Source organism: Burkholderia sola, from assembly GCF_905400185.1.
Taxonomy (GTDB): domain Bacteria; phylum Pseudomonadota; class Gammaproteobacteria; order Burkholderiales; family Burkholderiaceae; genus Burkholderia; species Burkholderia sola.
In genome coordinates this window covers 1,193,834-1,210,662 of sequence record NZ_FR989675.1, presented here as the reverse complement: position 1 = coordinate 1,210,662, position 16,829 = coordinate 1,193,834, and the positions used below count along the sequence as shown (strand labels likewise).

The window sequence follows — 16,829 nt, the reverse complement described above, 5'->3', positions numbered from 1 at the left end:
CCGGCGCGTCAGTGCGACGCCGCGCTCGCGGCCTCGGCCGGATGGGCCTCGTCGTACGCGTGCTTCTGCGAAATCGCGTTGTACAGGATCGTCCCGATCACGAGCAGCACGGCCACGACGATCAGGATGCTCACGTTGCGGACAGGGTTCTTCTTGCGCTGATCGTTCATGGTCGGTGCCGCTCCGTCAAATTCGTCGAAGCGGGCATTCTACGCGCTGGCGCCGCGCTGCGCCGCCCCGTTCGCCGGTCCCCGCCGCCGGCCGCTCTCCGGCTTTCCGCAAGCTTTCGTTTGTTAATCATTCCCATTTCGATTTAGAATCCAGCGTCTTTCATTTTGTAATGTTTCGGGTCGCGCGGGCGGCAGGCGCGCCGCGGAACGCTCCCTCGTCCACCTGCCGCACCGGAGTCTCCATGTCGAATCCGCGCACCCGCCTGCTGCCGCTCGCCGGCGCCCTCGCCCTGACCGCGGCCGCCTTCGCGCCGCTTGCCCACGCGGCCGAGGAAGTGAGCCTGTACACCACCCGCGAGCCGAAGCTGATCCAGCCGCTCATCGACGCGTTCACGAAGCAGAGCGGCGTCAAGGTCAACACGGTGTTCGTGAAGGACGGCCTGCTCGAGCGCGTGAAGGCGGAAGGCGCGCAGTCGCCGGCCGACGTGCTGATGACGGTCGACGTCGGCAACCTGCTCGACCTCGTCGACGGCGGCGTCACGCAACCGGTGCGCTCGAAGGCGCTCGACGACGCGATTCCCGCGAACCTGCGCGGCGCGAACGGCGACTGGTACGCGCTGTCGCTGCGCGACCGCGTGCTGTACGTCGAAAAGGACCTGAAGGTCGATGCGTTCCGCTACGAGGATCTCGCCGATCCGAAATGGAAGGGCAAGGTCTGCATCCGCTCGGGCCAGCATCCGTACAACACCGCGCTCGTCGCGGCGATGATCGCGCACGACGGCGAGGCCGCGACCGAGACATGGCTGCGCGGCGTGAAGGCCAACCTCGCGCGCAAGGCGACCGGCGGCGACCGCGACGTCGCGCGCGACATCCTCGGCGGCATCTGCGACGTCGGCCTCGCGAACGCTTACTACGTCGGCCATATGAAGAATGCGGAAGCCGGCAGCGATGCGCGCAAATGGGGCGACGCGATCAAGGTCGTGCGCCCGACGTTCGCGAACGCGAAAAGCGGCGGCACGCACGTGAACATCAGCGGCGCGACGGTGGCGAAGCACGCGCCGCACAAGGCCAATGCGGTGAAGCTGCTCGAATACCTGGTGTCGCCGGAGGCGCAGGCGCTGTATGCACAGGCGAACTACGAATATCCGGTGCGCGCGAACGTGAAGCTCGACCCGGTGATCGCGAGCTTCGGTACGCTGAAGGTCGACCCGCTGCCGCTCGCGGATATCGCGAAGCATCGCAAGCAGGCGAGCCAGCTCGTCGACAAGGTCGGCTTTGACAACTGACGCATCGCCTGCTGCCCGCGCCTGTCGCGAGCCGCGCGGTCCGCGACCGCGCGTGCGACCGCGCGCGGGCAGCCTGTGGCTGCTCGCGGCGCTGACGATCGCCGCGGCGGTCGCGGCGCCGCTCGCGGTGCTCGTGGCCGCCGCGTTCGACGCCGATCTCGCGCACTGGCGGCATCTCGCCGAATTCGTGCTGCCGCAGGCGCTCGTCAATACGCTGCTGCTGCTCGCCGGGGTCGGCACCATCGTGTCGATCGTCGGCACCGGCTGCGCATGGCTCGTCACCGCGTACGATTTTCCCGGCCGCCGGATCCTGACCTGGGCGCTGCTGCTGCCGCTCGCGGTCCCCACCTACATCGTCGCGTTCGCGTATCTCGACCTGCTGCATCCGATCGGCCCGGTGCAAGGCGCGATCCGCTGGCTGCTCGGCTTCGACAGCCCGCGCCAGTTCCGCCTGCCCGACCTGCGCTCGCTGCCCGGCGCGATCTTCGTGCTCGGCTTCGTACTGTATCCGTACGTCTATCTGAGCACGCGCGCGATGTTCGTCACCCAATCCGCAAGCCTGCTCGAAGCCGCGCGCACGCTCGGCGCCGGCCGCGTCGCGACGTTCTGGCGCGTCGTCGTGCCGCTCGCCCGGCCGGCAATCGCGGTCGGCGTGAGCCTCGCGCTGCTCGAAACGCTGAACGATATCGGCGCGTCGGAGTTCCTCGGCGTGCAGACGCTGACCGTGTCCGTCTATACGACGTGGATCACGCGCTCCGATCTCGCCGGCGCCGCGCAGATCGCACTCGCGATGCTCGCGATCGTCGTCGGCATGATCGCGCTCGAACGTTACGGGCGCCGCCGCCAGCGCTACGCGCACGGCCGGCGCATGCGTCCGATCGCGCCGCGCCGCCTGACCGGCCCGGCCGCGCTGGGCGCCGCGGTGCTCGGCTGGCTGCCCGTCCTGCTCGGTTTCGGCGCGCCGGCCGCATACCTCGCGGTCGAAACGGCCAAGCGGCTGCACGTCGTCGGCGGCGTGTCCGCGCAACTGATGACGGGGCTCGCGAACACGCTGACGATCGCGACCGCCGCTACCGCCGCGACGCTCGCGTGCGGGCTCGTCGTCGCGTGGGCCGCGCGCACGCAACGCGACAGCGCCCGCGCGGGCCCTGCCCGCCTGTGCGCGCGGATCGCGAGCCTCGGCTACGCGGTGCCGGGCACCGTGCTCGCGATCGGCCTGCTGATGCCGTTCGCGGCGGCCGACCGGCTGTTCGGCGCGGCGCTCGGCCGCGACGGGCTGCTGCTGATGGGCTCGGCCACCGCGCTCGCGATCGCCTATACGGTGCGCTTTCTCGCGATCCCGGCCGGCGGCATCGAGGCCGGCCTCGCGCGCATTCCGCCGTCGCTCGAACAGGCCGCGCGCTCGCTCGGCGAGACGGCCGGCGGCACGCTGCGCCGCGTCCACCTGCCGCTGTTGCGGCCCGCGCTCACGACGAGCGCGCTGCTGGTGTTCGTCGACGCGATGAAGGAATTGCCGGCCACGCTGCTGCTGCGCCCGCTGAACTTCGACACGCTCGCGACCTGGCTGTATGCGGAAGCCGCGCGCGGCACCTATGAAGAAGGCGCGGTCGCCGCGCTCGCGATCGTGGTGGCCGGGCTCGTGCCCGTGATCCTGCTCGCCCGCACCCGCCACAAGATCGGAGCCTGACACCGTGAACCTGCTCGAACTCGACGACCTCTGCATCGCCTACGACACGCCGCACGGCCGCCGCACCGTGGTCGACGGCCTGAGCCTCGCGCTGCCGCGCGGCGAGATCGGCTGCCTGCTCGGCGCGTCCGGCTGCGGCAAGACCACCGTGCTGCGCGCGATCGCCGGCTTCGAGCCCGTGCGCATGGGGCGTATCGTGCTGGACGGCACGCCGGTCGCGGCGCCGTCGCTCGACGTGCCGCCCGAGCGACGGCGGATCGGCCTGATGTTCCAGGATTACGCGCTGTTCCCGCACCTGAGCGCGGCCGACAACGTCGCGTTCGGACTGCGGCGCATGCCGAAGGCCGAACGGCGCCTGCGCGTCGCGGAGTTGCTCGACCTCGTCGGCCTCGCCGATGCCGGCGACGCCTATCCGCACGAACTGTCGGGCGGCCAGCAGCAGCGCGTCGCGCTCGCGCGCGCACTCGCGCCGTCGCCGGAATTGCTGCTGCTCGACGAGCCGTTCTCGAACCTCGACGTCGATACGCGCGAGCGGCTCGCGTTCGAGCTGCGCGACATCCTGAAGCGTACGGGCCACACCGCGATCCTCGTCACGCACAACCAGGCGGAAGCGTTCGCGATCGCCGACCGGATCGGCGTGATGAAGGACGGCCAACTCGCGCAATGGGATACGCCGTACGCGCTGCATCATCATCCGGCCAGCCCGTTCGTCGCGGATTTCGTGCGCCGCGACGCGCTGGCCGACGAACGCGCACGCGCGCTGGCGCGCGGCCGCTGAAGCCGCGCCGCCGACGCGATGGCGCGGCGGCGTGCCCGTCAGGCCGGCTCGGCCAGATCGCGCACGGGCAGCGCGGTCGAATACTTGATCTGCTCCATCGCGAACGACGAACTGACGTCGAACAGCGGCACCGTGCGAATCAGTTGCTTGTACACGCGGTCGTAGTCGTCGATGCCGGCCACGACAACGCGCAGCAGGTAATCGGTCTCGCCGCTCATCCGGTAGACCTCGACTACTTCCGGCATGTCGCGCACCGCCTGCGTGAAGCGCTGCGCCCACTCCTCGGTATGCTGGTTCGTGCGGATCGCGACGAACACGGTCGTGCCGACCCCGAGCTTGCGCGGATCGCACAGCGCAACCTGCGCGCGAATCGCGCCGGTTTCCTTCAGACGCTGCACGCGCTTCCAGCACGGCGTCTGCGACAGGTTCACGCGCTGTGCCAGCTCCGCGATCGGCAGCGTGGCATCCGCCTGCAGCAGCTCCAGCAGCTTGCGATCGATGGCGTCCATTTCTCCATTCCCTCGTCGATAGAAATTTATTCTATTCATCCTGCCCGACGGGGAACAATATGAAAACTGTCTTGGCGCGTCGACCGGTGTAAATACCGATCCGTCACGCAGTCGCCGCGCCAGAAGAAACAGGCGACGCCACCCGTGAGGATGGAATCGCCTGACATTGCCGCGCGTCGCGGCTTGCACGTCGCGCCCCGGCCGGCGCTCACACGCGGCCGGCCGTCATGCCGCTCAAATACTGCTCAATACGCGACCGTCGCGATCTCGCGCACGAAGCCGTCCTGCTCGAGCGCGTCGACGAACGCGACCGCGTAGTCTTCCGCCGAGATCTTGCTGTTGCCTTGCGCGTCCACGATCAGCTTGCCGACGCCCGTGCGGAACGTGCCCGTGCGCTCGCCCGGCGCGATCAGCGCGGCCGGCGCGAAGAAGGTCCAGTCGAGATCGGCGACCGTCTTCAGGAAGTCGAGCGCGTCGCGGTGCGCGAGCGCGACCGCCTTGTACGCTTCGGGGAAACCTTCGGTGTCGACGAGCTGCTTGCCCGGCGCGACTTCGAGCGAACCTGCACCGCCCACCACGACGAGCCGCTTCAAACCGGCCTGACGCGTGCCGGCGACCAGCGCCTTCGCAACCGCGACGACCTTCGCCGCGTCGTCCTGCTTCGGGCCGTACGCGCTTGCGACGACGTCATGGCCCGGCAGCGCGGCCGCGATGCTGGCCGCATCGAACAGGTCGGCCGCCTTCGCAGTGATGCCGTCGCCGGATGCGCCCGGATGGCGCGACAGCGCCGTGACACGGTGGCCACGCCGCACGGCTTCCGCCGCGATGCGCGAGCCGATCATGCCGGTGGCGCCGAACAGCGCGATATTCAACGAACGTTGCGTCATATCGATTCTCCAGAGTTGAAAATATGTAACACAATTAATTACATATAAGACCGAAAAAAACGGGGCGAAGCCCCCGTTGCGCCGATCGCCGCGCGTACGCGCCGTCCGGCTTCCTGCCCTGCCTGCCGACGGTCAATCGCCGTCGGCACCCGCCATCGATTACCCGCCGGCGCGCGCCGCCCGTTGCGTGCGCTGCTCCCGATCCAGCATGTCGGCCGTCACGTCGACGAGCGTGCGTGTGGCGAGCGACGCCTCCATCGCGCGCTGCGCGTCGCCGATATAGCCCGTCAGCACGCCCTGGATGTGCCGCCCGACGAGACACGCCGGATTCGGCGCCTCGCGGTGCAGCGCGAACAGCTGCGCATCGTCGACCGCGCGATACACGTCGAGCAGCGTGATCTCGCTCGGCTCGCGCGCCAGCAGCGCACCGCCGCCCGCGCCGAGCTGCGACGTCGTCAGCCCTGCGGCCGCCAGCATCGACAACAACCGGCGAATCAGCGCCGGATTCGTATTCACGCTGCCCGCGATGATGTCGGACGACAACGGCACGCCTTCCTGCATCGACAGCAAGGCGAGCACGTGGACGGCAAACGCGAACCGGCTGCTGGTATTCATTCGTGACTCACTCGGCGACGCCGGCCCGACCCGCAACCGGCGACATATGTAACCATCATAATTACAATTCGCGGATCATGCAAGCCCGCGTCATTCGCCGCTCGCGGGTTTCGTCCCCGAGGCGCCCTGCTGGCTCCACTGCTGGAGTTTCTTGCCGGCTTCGGCGATCTTCGCGCCCGCTTCGGAAGCCGCATGCGCGACGACCGCGGACGCCGCCGCGTCGATCTGCGCCTGCGCGGCCGACGCGAGGCCGCTGGCGGACAACGGCGGCACGGCCGACGCCGCGGACGCGAGGCCGGCCTTCGCCGCGTTGATCTGTTGATTGACGGTGCTTGCCACCTGGTCGAGCGCCTTGGCCGCATGGTTCGCGGCGTCGGCCGCCGCGCTGGCGGCCGTATCGGGTTGGGCGGCCGGCGTGCCGGACTTCTCGCAGCCCGCGAGCAACAGCAGCGCACCGGCGGCCACGGCCGCCAGCACGAACCCGGGCGCGCGACGCGCCCGCGATGTCTTCATGTTCATCAGCAATCTCCGGCCGCGCATGGCGCGACCTCGTGGTTGGACTGGGGTTGATGATACCGCCTGTGGAACAGGCCCAATGACGACCCACCATTAAAAATGCCTTTCAATTTCGGACTCGTCTGATTCAATCGCACGCGCCACGCCTCTAAAGTGGGCACGCTTCGATCCGCTTCGTACGTGCCCCTTTCCCTCGTCATGGCTTTCCTCGTTGATTGGCTCATCGCCCTGGCCGCGCTGCTCGCGGCCACCCTGTTCCTGTGTCTGCGCGCGCCGTCGGCGCGCCGCCTCGCCGCATCCGGGCGGCCGCGCCGCATCGCCTGTGCGCGCCTGCTCGCGCAGGCCGTGATCGGCTTCTGGACGGCCGCGCTGATCGTCGCGCAAGGCATCCTCGGCGCCGATGGCGACGGGCAGTCCCTCGCCAGCTTCGCCGCGCTCGCGTTCGCCGCGCTCGGGCTGGCGACCGTCGCCGCCTACTGGTCCGCGTGCGCGCTGCGGCTGCGCCGGCCGCCCACGCTGTTCGAGCGCCACTGACGCGCCAGATCGGTGCGCGCCTCGCGCCGGCGCGCACCGCTTCATTCGTCATACGCACCAGTTCGGCACGCATCGCACCACGCACGTGCACCCGACGCGCTGCGCGGCCGGCGGCGGTCACGCCCCGATCCCGTGCACGATTCACCGGAATGCCGCATCGCGCGGGTCTCCCGGCACCAATTCCACGCAGCCGTTCACCACGTTGGCTCGATACTTGCGTTCCTCGCCCGTTTTTTGCGCAAGGAAGCCACGGCATGGATGGTCTGAAATCCGGCGTCGACACACTGTTCCTGTTGATCGGTGCCGTCATGGTGCTCGCAATGCACGCGGGCTTCGCATTTCTCGAACTCGGCACGGTTCGCAAGAAGAACCAGGTCAACGCGCTCGTGAAGATCCTGGTCGACTTCTCGGTGTCGACGCTCGCGTATTTCCTGATCGGCTACACGATCGCGTACGGCGTCGAATTCTTCGACGACATCGGCACGCTGTCGCAGCACAACGGCTACGCGCTCGTGCGGTTCTTCTTCCTGCTGACGTTCGCGGCGGCGATCCCGGCGATCGTGTCCGGCGGCATCGCCGAGCGCGCGAAGTTCAATCCGCAGCTCGTCGCGACGCTGATCATCGTCGGTTTCATCTATCCGTTCTTCGAAGGCGTCGCGTGGAACGAGCGCTACGGCGTGCAAGCGTGGCTCACGCACGCGTTCGGCGCGCCGTTCCACGACTTCGCGGGCTCGGTCGTCGTGCATGCGTTCGGCGGCTGGGTCGCGCTGCCGGCCGTGCTGCTGCTCGGCGCGCGCCACGGCCGCTATGCGAAGGACGGCCGGATCGCCGCGCATCCGCCGTCGAACATCCCGTTCCTCGCGCTCGGCGCGTGGGTGCTCGCGGTCGGGTGGTTCGGCTTCAACGTGATGAGCGCGCAGACGCTCGACAAGATCAGCGGCCTCGTCGCGGTGAACTCGCTGATGGCGATGGTCGGCGGCACGCTCGCGGCATGGATGGCCGGCCGCAACGACCCGGGCTTCACGTACAACGGGCCGCTCGCGGGCCTCGTCGCGGTCTGCGCGGGCTCCGACGTGATGCACCCGATCGGCGCGCTCGTCACCGGCGCCGCGGCCGGGGCGCTGTTCGTCGCGATGTTCACCTGCGTACAGAACCGCTGGCGCATCGACGACGTGCTCGGCGTCTGGCCGCTGCACGGGATGTGCGGCGCGCTCGGCGGCCTCGCGGCCGGCGTGTTCGGGCTGCCGGCGCTCGGCGGTCTCGGCGGCGTGTCGTTCCTGTCGCAGCTCGTCGGCACGCTTGGCGGCATCGCGATCGCGACCGCGGGCGGCACGCTCGTCTACGGCGTGCTGAAGGCGACCGTCGGCCTGCGTCTCGATCGCGAAGCCGAATTCGACGGCGCGGACCTGTCGATCCACCGCATCTCGGCCACGCCCGAGCGCGACTGAGCGCAAACGCTTGCGACCGGCGTCCGTCAGCTCACCGGACGGACGCCCGACGCATCATTACGTTTCCGATTCAAAAAACTTTCATCTAGCGTCCTTACACTTCGGTCCAGTTTTCAATCCGCCTTCACGAAGCTTGCCGCTCGCCTGCTTCGCGAAGGCCATGCTTCCAACAACCGAAACTGGACTCCACATGCCCGCGTTGCCCAATGCTTCCCGTCGTCAGGCCCTGAAGATCCTCGCCGGCGCGCCGATGCTTCCCCTTTCCGGCCTCGCGCTGCCGGCCCTGCTGACGGGTTGCGGCGGCGACGACGATCCCGCGTCGACGCCGGTCGCCGCCGCCTATACGTCGGCGGCATTCTCGGCGATGGCCGCGCCGACGCTCGACAACGCGGCCGCGATGGCCACGACGACGGTTGGCTCGACGCTGGCGGTGTCGTTCTCGGACGGCTCGTCGCGCAACTTCAAGCTCGCGTACAAGCCGTTCTTCGTGACCGGCGACATGGTGCCGGACGGCAACGGCGGCACGACGCTCGCGGGCGGCTACTACGACATCAACAACCAGCCGATCATCGATCGCTCGGTCGCCGGCAAGGAACGCCAGTTCTATTCCGACTGCCCGGACGGCAGCTCGCTGCTGACGCTGAAGAACGCCACCGTGCCCGGCGTGAAGGGCAACGCGGTGTTCGCGGTCGTGCAGTTCGAATACACGACGCGCGACCAGGCGAGCGCATCGCAGTACGGCCAGCTGCCGTCGCCGATCGCGGTGATCACGCTCGACCAGGACCCGGCCACCGGCGCGCTGAAGGTCGTGAAGTACCACAACGTCGACACGTCGAAGGCGCACGGCCTGTGGATCACCTGCGGCGCGAGCCTGTCGCCGTGGGGCACGCACCTGTCGAGCGAGGAATACGAGCCGGACGCGACGAAGGCCGCGACCGACGCGCAGTTCAAGGCATTCAGCAAGAACACGTTCGGCGACGAGACGAAGGCGAACCCCTACCACTACGGCCACCTGCCCGAGATCACCGTGAATCCGGACGGCACCGGCACCGTGAAGAAGCACTACTGCCTCGGCCGCATCTCGCACGAGCTGATCCAGGTGATGCCGGACCAGCGCACCGTGATGATGGGCGACGACGCGACCAACGGCGGCCTGTTCATGTTCGTCGCGGACAAGGCGGCCGACCTGTCGGCCGGCACGCTGTACGTCGCGAAGTGGACGCAGACGTCGTCCGCCGGCGCGGGCACCGCGACGCTCACGTGGATCAGGATCGGCCACGCGACCAGCAGCGAGATCGAAGCGCTCGCGAACACGCTGAAGGCGTCGGACATCATGGACCTCGCGACCGTCGACCCGAACGATGCGAGCTACACGAAGATCCATTTCGGCGGCAAGTTCAACTGGATGCGCGTGAAGCCGGGGATGGAAAAGGCGGCCGCGTTCCTCGAGACGCACCGCTACGCGGCGCTCATCGGCGGCAGCATGGCGTTCACGAAGCTCGAAGGCACGACCGTGAACGCGAAGGACAAGATCGTCTACACGGCGATGTCGCGGATCGAGACGTCGATGGTCAAGGGCAACGCGGTGTCGCGCGACGTCGCGGTCGACAAGAAGATCGCCGCGGGCGCCGTCTACGCACTCAACCTGAAGGCCGGCCAGCGCGACACGACGGGCGCCGCGATCGACAGCGAATGGGTGCCGGTCGACATGGGCGCGCCGGCCGCGCTGGTCGGCGAGGATCTCGCCGCGGCCGACGCGCTCGGCAACCTCGCGAACCCGGACAAGATCGCGAATCCGGACAATCTGAAGTTCTCCGAAAAGCTGCGCACGCTGTTCATCGGCGAAGACTCGGGGATGCACGTGAACAACTTCCTGTGGGCCTACAACGTCGACACGAAGTCGCTCGCGCGCGTGCTGTCGTGCCCGGCCGGCGCCGAATCGACGGGCCTGCACGCGGTCGACGAAATCAACGGCTGGACGTACATCATGAGCAACTTCCAGCACGTGGGCGACTGGGAATCGCCGCTGCACGACAAGGTCAAGCCGACGCTCGACCCGCTCGTGCGCGCGAACTACAAGGATCGCTTCGGCGCCAGCGTCGGCTACCTGACGGCCGAGCAGACCAGCATCAAGCTCGCGAAGGGCTGACCGGCCACGCACGAGGGGCGTGGCTCGCCAGCCGGGCACGCCCACCGGGCCCCTTTCTTCATCATCGTTCATTCGTCGGCGCTCCACGCCGTTTCACGCGCGATGCCCACTGCGGGCATCGCGCTTTTTTTTGCGTGGGCGAATCGTGCAAACGGCGCAAACGGCGCGCGCAAGCAGGCGCGAAACCGGCCAGGACGGGGCGTTTGCGGCGATCGGGGGATAATACGGGCCTGACGCGTCCGGGCGGACGGTCGGAAAGACAGGCAAAAAAAAGCGCCACGGAGACCGTGGCGCTAAAAAAGTTCTAGCCATTCCGAGGGCCGTGCTAGAACCTGAGAGACTGCGCGAAACATCGTTGCCGGTTAAACTCTTGAAACGATGTTTCGAAAACGTGAGACATTCTTTCCGTTTCCGCCCGACAAGTCAAGCGGTATTTGCACCGGTTCATGCACTTTCCGGCAATGCTCCTTTGAGCGTTTTCCTAATAAACCAAGGGTGAACCCGTAAAATCTCATCCAATGACCGGTTTGCCCGCGGAACATGCATCCTTTGACAATAGTCCTACAATACCAACAAAATTGAAATCGAGTTTCGGAATTAGAGAGAATCCCTCGTGTCGACACCTGTAACCTCTCCCGCGTCGCGGGACCGTGAATCGTCGCCCGACGAGATCACCGCCCTTGCCCGCGGCCTCGCCGTGCTGCGCCGCATCGCGGCTGCCGACGCGCCCGTCAGCAACCGCGAACTGACCGAATTGACCGGCATCCCGAAGCCGACCGTCTCGCGCATCACCGCGACGCTCGTCAGCGCCGGCTTCCTGTTCCAGTTGCCCGACAGCGAGCGCTTCGTGCTGACCGCGTCGGTGCTCGAACTGAGCCACGGTTTCCTGCGCAACTTCGACATCCGCGCGCGTTCGCGGCCGTTCATGATCGAGCTGGCCGAGCGCACGTCGCTGTCCGTGCACCTCGCGGTGCGCGACCGGCTCGACATGGTCGCGATCGACGTGATCCGCCCGCGCTCGGCCGTGCTCGTCACGCGCCTCGAGATCGGCTCGCGGATGGACATCGCGCGTACGGCCGTGGGCCGCGCGTATCTCGCCGCGCTCGAGGACGACGAGCGCCGCCAGCTGCTCGAGTCGCTGCGCACCACGGCCGGCGACGACTGGCCGCACGTATCCGCCCGCCTGACGCCCGCGCTCGACGAAGCGATGCGCGACGGCCACGCGATCGCGATCGGCGAATGGCGCGAAGGCCTGAATGCGGTCGCGGCCGGTTTCGTCGGCCCGTCGGGCCAGCGCTATTCGGTGAATTGCGGCGGCGCGTCGCACCAGTGTCCGCCCGAATGGCTGCAGCAGCACGTGGTGCCCGCGCTGCAGGAATGCATCGCGAAAATCACCCGCGAAATCGGCGGCGCGCCGGCCCGGCGCATCGGCCTGTAACCGTTTCGTCATCGCGCCGTCGCGTTGTGTAACGACCGTAACCCGTTGAAAGATAGACCGCTGGACTGTAACGGGGACGGCACGTAGGATCATGCCCATCGTCGCGCCGCATTCGCGGTGCGCACCGCTCTTTTCCCGCGCGGATCGGCGGGGCCTCGGACCGAGCCGGGCCGCCCCGTCCCATCACCCGCACGCCCACGCGCAGCCGAGCAGCCCGATTTCCGGCCCGCCGCGCCGTCTTCCTGACAGAACACGATGGATAACGAACAAAAGCCCACGCCCCCTTCGAAAGACCCCGCGCCCGCCGTCGCCCGGCGCCCACGCCGCACGCTGCTGATCGGCACCGCCGCGGTCGTCGTGATCGGCGGCCTGTTGTGGTGGCACCCGTGGAACCGCACGCCGGCGGCAGGCAGCACCGCGAAAGGCGCGGGCGCCAGCGCCGCCGCGGGCAGCCATCGCGGCCGCGGCGGCCCCGCCGCGATGGCGAACATGCCGCAGCCGGTGCAGGTCGCGACCGCGACGCAGGGCGAGATGCCGATCGTGCTGTCCGCGCTCGGCACGGTCACGCCGCTCGCGAACGTGACGGTGAAGACGCAGCTGTCGGGCTACCTGCAGTCGGTGTCGTTCCAGGAAGGCCAGCTCGTCAAGAAGGGCGACGTGCTCGCGCAGATCGACCCGCGTCCGTACCAGGTCGCGCTCGAGAACGCCGAAGGCACGCATGCGCGCGACGCGGCGCTGCTCGCGACCGCCCGCCTCGACCTGAAGCGCTACCAGACGCTGCTGTCGCAGGACTCGATCGCGTCGCAAACCGTCGATACGCAGGCGTCCCTCGTCAAGCAGTACGAAGGCGCGGTGAAGACCGACCAGGCCGCGATCGATTCCGCGAAACTCAATCTCACGTATGCGCGCATCACGGCGCCGGTGTCGGGCCGCGTCGGCCTGCGCCAGGTCGACCCCGGCAACTACGTGACGCCGGGCGATACCAACGGCATCGTCGTGATCACGCAGTTGCAGCCGATGAGCGTGATCTTCACGACGTCGGAAGACAACCTGCCGCAAATCCTCAAGCAGGTGAACGCGGGCCAGAAGCTGTCGGTCACCGCGTACAACCGCAACAACACGGTGCCGCTCGAGACGGGCGCGCTCGCGACGCTCGACAACCAGATCGACACGAGCACCGGCACGGTCAAGCTGCGCGCGAATTTCGATAACAAGGCAGGCATGCTGTTCCCGAATCAGTTCGTGAACACGCGGCTGCTCGTCGACGTGATGCGCAACGCGACGATCGTGCCGACCTCCGCCGTGCTGACGGGCTCGATCGGCCAGTTCGTCTACGTCGTCAAACCCGACGATACGGTGACCGTGCGCAAGGTCACGATCGGGCCGGTCGACGGCGAACGCACGAGCATCGTCAGCGGCGTCGCGCTCGGCGAGCGCGTGGTGACCGACGGCTCGGACCGCCTGCGCGAAGGCGCGAAGATCTCGATTCCGGCCGACAAGCCGAAAGGCGCGTCGGGCGCGCACGGCACCGGCGCGGCGTCGGGCGCCTCGGCGGCCTCGGGCGCGGCCGGTCATCGCGGCGGACACAAGCACGGCGCGTCGCAGGCCGCGGCCCCCGCGGCCCAGTAACGCGCGGGCCGCTCGATGAATCCATCCCGCCTCTTCATTCTCCGGCCGGTCGGCACCGCTCTCCTGATGGCGGCGATCATGCTGGCCGGTCTCGTCGCGCTGCGCTTCCTGCCGCTCGCCGCGCTGCCCGAAGTCGACTATCCGACGATCCAGGTCCAGACCTTCTATCCGGGCGCGAGCCCGGAGGTGATGACGTCGTCGGTCACCGCGCCGCTCGAACGCCAGTTCGGGCAGATGCCGTCGCTGAACCAGATGTCGTCGCAAAGCTCGGCCGGCGCGTCGGTGATCACGCTGCAGTTCTCGCTCGACCTGCCGCTCGACATCGCCGAACAGGAAGTGCAGGCCGCGATCAACGCGGCCGGCAACCTGCTGCCGTCCGACCTGCCCGCCCCGCCGATCTACGCGAAGGTGAACCCGGCCGATGCGCCGGTCCTGACGCTCGCCGTCAAGTCGAAGACGCTGCCGCTCACGCAGGTGCAGGACCTCGCGGACACGCGCCTCGCGATGAAGATCTCGCAGATCGCCGGCGTCGGCCTCGTGAGCCTGTCGGGCGGCAACCGGCCGGCCGTACGGATCCAGGCGAACCCGACCGCGCTCGCGCAGTACGGGATGAACCTCGACGACCTGCGCACGACGATCTCGAACCTGAACGTCAACACGCCGAAGGGCAACTTCGACGGCCCGACGCGCGCGTATACGATCAACGCGAACGACCAGCTGACGAGCGCCGACCAGTACAACAGCGCGGTCGTCGCGTACAAGAACGGCCGCCCGGTGATGCTGACTGACGTCGCGACGGTCGTCGCCGGCTCGGAGAACACCAAGCTCGGCGCATGGGTGAATGCGGACCCGGCGATCATCCTGAACGTGCAGCGCCAGCCGGGCGCGAACGTGATCGCGACCGTCGACGCGATCAAGGCGCAGTTGCCGAAGCTGCAGGAAACGCTGCCGGCCGCGCTCGACGTCGAGATCGTCACCGACCGCACGACGATGATCCGCGCGGCCGTGCGCGACGTGCAGTTCGAGCTGCTGCTCGCGGTCGCGCTCGTCGTGCTGGTGATGTACCTGTTCCTCGCGAACGTCTACGCGACGATCATCCCGAGCCTGTCGGTGCCGCTGTCGCTGATCGGCACGCTCGCGGTGATGTACATGGCCGGCTTCTCGCTGAACAACCTGTCGCTGATGGCGCTCACGATCGCGACCGGCTTCGTCGTCGACGACGCGATCGTGATGATCGAGAACATCGCGCGCTACGTCGAGGAAGGCGAATCGGGGCTCGAGGCCGCGCTGAAGGGTTCGCGGCAGATCGGCTTCACGATCATCTCGCTGACGGTGTCGCTGATCGCGGTGCTGATCCCGCTGCTGTTCATGGGCGACGTGGTCGGCCGCCTCTTCCACGAATTCGCGATCACGCTCGCGGTGACGATCGTGATCTCGGCGATCGTGTCGCTCACGCTCGTGCCGATGCTGTGCGCGAAGCTGCTGCGCCATTCGCCGCCGCCGGAGAGCCACCGCTTCGAGGCGCGCGTGCACCGCGCGATCGACTGGGTGATCGCGCGCTACGCGGTCGCGCTCGAATGGGTGCTGAACCGCCAGCGCTCGACGCTCGTCGTCGCGCTGCTGACGCTCGGGCTGACCGCCCTGCTCTATGTGTTCGTGCCGAAGGGCTTCTTCCCCGCGCAGGACACCGGCGTGATCCAGGCGATCACGCAGGCGCCGCAGTCGATCTCGTACGGCGCGATGGCCGAACGCCAGCAGGCGCTCGCGGCCGAAATCCTGAAGGACCCGAACATCGACAGCCTAACGTCGTTCATCGGCGTCGACGGCAGCAACATCACGCTGAACAGCGGCCGGATGCTGATCAACCTGAAGGCACGCGACGAACGCACCGAAACCGCCGCGCAGATCATCCGCGACTTGCAGCAGCGCGTCGCGAACGTCACCGGCATTTCGCTGTTCATGCAGCCGGTGCAGGACCTGACGATCGATTCGACGGTCAGCCCGACGCAGTACCAGTTCATGCTGACGAGCCCGAACTCGGAAGAATTCGCGACCTGGGTGCCGAAGCTCGTCGCGCGGCTGCAGCAGGAGCCGTCGCTCGCCGACGTCGCGACCGACCTGCAGAGCAACGGCCAGTCGGTGTACATCGAGATCGACCGCGCGAGCGCCGCGCGCTTCGGCATCACGCCGGCGACCGTCGACAACGCGCTGTACGACGCGTTCGGCCAGCGCATCGTGTCGACGATCTTCACGCAGTCGAACCAGTACCGCGTGATTCTCGAATCGGAGCCGAAGGAGCAGCACTACGCGCAATCGCTGAACGACATCTACCTGCCGTCGGCCGGCGGCGGCCAGGTGCCGCTGTCGTCGATCGCGTCGTTCCACGAGCGGCCGTCGCCGCTGCTGGTCGCGCACCTGTCGCAGTTCCCGTCGACGACCATCTCGTTCAACCTCGCGCCGGGCGCGTCGCTCGGCGAGGCCGTCAAGGCGATCGAGGCCGCCGAGAAGGACATCGGCCTGCCCGGCTCGTTCCAGACGCGCTTCCAGGGCGCGGCGCTCGCGTTCCAGGCGTCGCTGTCGAACCAGCTGTTCCTGATCCTCGCGGCGGTCGTCACGATGTACATCGTGCTCGGCGTGCTGTACGAGAGCTACATCCACCCGATCACGATCCTGTCGACGCTGCCGTCGGCCGGCGTCGGCGCGCTGCTCGCGCTGATGATCACCGGGCACGACCTCGACATCATCGGGATCATCGGCATCGTGCTGCTGATCGGCATCGTAAAGAAGAACGCGATCATGATGATCGACTTCGCGCTCGAGGCCGAACGCGTCGAAGGCAAGCCGCCGCGCGAGGCGATCTACCAGGCGTGCCTGCTGCGCTTCCGGCCGATCCTGATGACGACGCTCGCCGCGCTGCTCGGCGCGGTGCCGCTGATCGTCGGCTCCGGCGCGGGCTCCGAGCTGCGCCAGCCGCTCGGGATCGCGATCGCCGGCGGCCTGATCGTGTCGCAGGTGCTGACGCTGTTTACGACGCCCGTGATCTATCTCGGCTTCGACTCGCTCGCGCGCCGCGTGCGCGGCTGGTTCGAACGCCACGGCCCGCAAGCCGGCACGCGCACGGATGCGTAAATGAAACGACCCCCACGCTCACTTCGTTCGCTGCCCCCCACGGGGGCGGTCGGC

General features: G+C 68.1%; 14 protein-coding genes. 9 read left to right on the top strand and 5 right to left on the bottom strand.

Going from position 1 to position 16,829, the window contains the following annotated elements:
- Nucleotides 1-8 precede the first annotated feature (8 nt).
- Nucleotides 9-170, bottom strand: a complete 162-nt coding sequence (locus KR541_RS05670; RefSeq protein ID WP_006476417.1) for a hypothetical protein — start codon at nucleotides 168-170, stop codon at nucleotides 9-11.
- Nucleotides 171-412: 242 nt separating this feature from the next.
- Here KR541_RS05670 and KR541_RS05665 point away from each other — a divergent pair, with 242 nt between their 5' ends.
- Genes KR541_RS05665 through KR541_RS05655 form a run of 3 tightly spaced genes read left to right on the top strand, consistent with a single transcriptional unit; the run spans nucleotide 413 to nucleotide 3,921 of the window.
- Complete coding sequence (locus KR541_RS05665) at nucleotides 413-1,456, top strand: Fe(3+) ABC transporter substrate-binding protein (protein ID WP_050011360.1); 1,044 nt, start codon at nucleotides 413-415, stop codon at nucleotides 1,454-1,456.
- Complete coding sequence (locus KR541_RS05660; protein WP_089488293.1) at nucleotides 1,446-3,143, top strand: ABC transporter permease; 1,698 nt, start codon at nucleotides 1,446-1,448, stop codon at nucleotides 3,141-3,143. Before KR541_RS05665 ends, KR541_RS05660 begins: the two co-directional genes overlap by 11 nt.
- 4 nt (nucleotides 3,144-3,147) lie before the next feature.
- A complete protein-coding gene (locus KR541_RS05655) occupies nucleotides 3,148-3,921 on the top strand; it encodes an ABC transporter ATP-binding protein (RefSeq protein ID WP_124640392.1) in 774 nt (257 codons plus the stop codon).
- A 38-nt stretch (nucleotides 3,922-3,959) separates the two neighbouring features.
- Here KR541_RS05655 and KR541_RS05650 read toward each other — a convergent pair whose 3' ends face one another.
- The 4 genes from KR541_RS05650 to KR541_RS05635 form a co-directional block, all read right to left on the bottom strand.
- Nucleotides 3,960-4,430 carry an Lrp/AsnC family transcriptional regulator gene (locus tag KR541_RS05650; RefSeq protein ID WP_006484401.1) on the bottom strand — a complete coding sequence of 157 codons (471 nt, stop codon included), beginning with the start codon at nucleotides 4,428-4,430 and terminating at the stop codon, nucleotides 3,960-3,962.
- Nucleotides 4,431-4,675: 245 nt separating this feature from the next.
- On the bottom strand, nucleotides 4,676-5,317 hold the full coding sequence (locus KR541_RS05645; protein ID WP_050011363.1) for an NAD(P)-dependent oxidoreductase: 642 nt from the start codon (nucleotides 5,315-5,317) through the stop codon (nucleotides 4,676-4,678).
- 159 nt (nucleotides 5,318-5,476) lie between these two features.
- Complete coding sequence (locus KR541_RS05640; protein WP_050011364.1) at nucleotides 5,477-5,932, bottom strand: Rrf2 family transcriptional regulator; 456 nt, start codon at nucleotides 5,930-5,932, stop codon at nucleotides 5,477-5,479.
- A 90-nt stretch (nucleotides 5,933-6,022) separates the two neighbouring features.
- Nucleotides 6,023-6,451: a BCAL1086 family glycoprotein gene (locus KR541_RS05635; protein ID WP_050011365.1), complete on the bottom strand. Its 429-nt coding sequence runs from the start codon at nucleotides 6,449-6,451 to the stop codon at nucleotides 6,023-6,025.
- Between the two features lie 195 nt (nucleotides 6,452-6,646).
- Here KR541_RS05635 and KR541_RS05630 point away from each other — a divergent pair, with 195 nt between their 5' ends.
- The 6 genes from KR541_RS05630 to KR541_RS05605 all read left to right on the top strand — a co-directional run bounded on the left by KR541_RS05630 (nucleotide 6,647) and on the right by KR541_RS05605 (nucleotide 16,775).
- Nucleotides 6,647-6,982 (top strand): hypothetical protein, encoded by a 336-nt coding sequence (locus tag KR541_RS05630; protein ID WP_050011366.1) that lies wholly within the window; start codon nucleotides 6,647-6,649, stop codon nucleotides 6,980-6,982.
- 254 nt (nucleotides 6,983-7,236) lie between these two features.
- A complete protein-coding gene (locus KR541_RS05625) occupies nucleotides 7,237-8,430 on the top strand; it encodes an ammonium transporter (RefSeq protein ID WP_050011367.1) in 1,194 nt (397 codons plus the stop codon).
- A 190-nt stretch (nucleotides 8,431-8,620) separates the two neighbouring features.
- Complete coding sequence (locus tag KR541_RS05620; RefSeq protein ID WP_050011368.1) at nucleotides 8,621-10,579, top strand: PhoX family protein; 1,959 nt, start codon at nucleotides 8,621-8,623, stop codon at nucleotides 10,577-10,579.
- 613 nt (nucleotides 10,580-11,192) lie between these two features.
- Nucleotides 11,193-12,017, top strand: coding sequence for an IclR family transcriptional regulator (locus tag KR541_RS05615; RefSeq protein ID WP_050011369.1), 825 nt, complete (start codon nucleotides 11,193-11,195; stop codon nucleotides 12,015-12,017).
- Between the two features lie 255 nt (nucleotides 12,018-12,272).
- Nucleotides 12,273-13,646, top strand: a complete 1,374-nt coding sequence (locus KR541_RS05610) for an MdtA/MuxA family multidrug efflux RND transporter periplasmic adaptor subunit (protein WP_216089401.1) — start codon at nucleotides 12,273-12,275, stop codon at nucleotides 13,644-13,646.
- Between the two features lie 15 nt (nucleotides 13,647-13,661).
- Nucleotides 13,662-16,775 (top strand): MdtB/MuxB family multidrug efflux RND transporter permease subunit, encoded by a 3,114-nt coding sequence (locus KR541_RS05605; RefSeq protein ID WP_050011371.1) that lies wholly within the window; start codon nucleotides 13,662-13,664, stop codon nucleotides 16,773-16,775.
- Nucleotides 16,776-16,829 lie beyond the last annotated feature (54 nt).

Coding starts and splice junctions, on each gene's coding strand:
- KR541_RS05610 (WP_216089401.1), top strand. CDS start 12,273: ATGGATAACGAACAAAAGCCCACGCCCCCTTCGAAAGACCCCGCGCCC.
- KR541_RS05640 (WP_050011364.1), bottom strand. CDS start 5,932: ATGAATACCAGCAGCCGGTTCGCGTTTGCCGTCCACGTGCTCGCCTTG.
- KR541_RS05605 (WP_050011371.1), top strand. CDS start 13,662: ATGAATCCATCCCGCCTCTTCATTCTCCGGCCGGTCGGCACCGCTCTC.
- KR541_RS05650 (WP_006484401.1), bottom strand. CDS start 4,430: ATGGACGCCATCGATCGCAAGCTGCTGGAGCTGCTGCAGGCGGATGCC.
- KR541_RS05635 (WP_050011365.1), bottom strand. CDS start 6,451: ATGAACATGAAGACATCGCGGGCGCGTCGCGCGCCCGGGTTCGTGCTG.
- KR541_RS05665 (WP_050011360.1), top strand. CDS start 413: ATGTCGAATCCGCGCACCCGCCTGCTGCCGCTCGCCGGCGCCCTCGCC.
- KR541_RS05630 (WP_050011366.1), top strand. CDS start 6,647: ATGGCTTTCCTCGTTGATTGGCTCATCGCCCTGGCCGCGCTGCTCGCG.
- KR541_RS05670 (WP_006476417.1), bottom strand. CDS start 170: ATGAACGATCAGCGCAAGAAGAACCCTGTCCGCAACGTGAGCATCCTG.
- KR541_RS05625 (WP_050011367.1), top strand. CDS start 7,237: ATGGATGGTCTGAAATCCGGCGTCGACACACTGTTCCTGTTGATCGGT.
- KR541_RS05645 (WP_050011363.1), bottom strand. CDS start 5,317: ATGACGCAACGTTCGTTGAATATCGCGCTGTTCGGCGCCACCGGCATG.
- KR541_RS05620 (WP_050011368.1), top strand. CDS start 8,621: ATGCCCGCGTTGCCCAATGCTTCCCGTCGTCAGGCCCTGAAGATCCTC.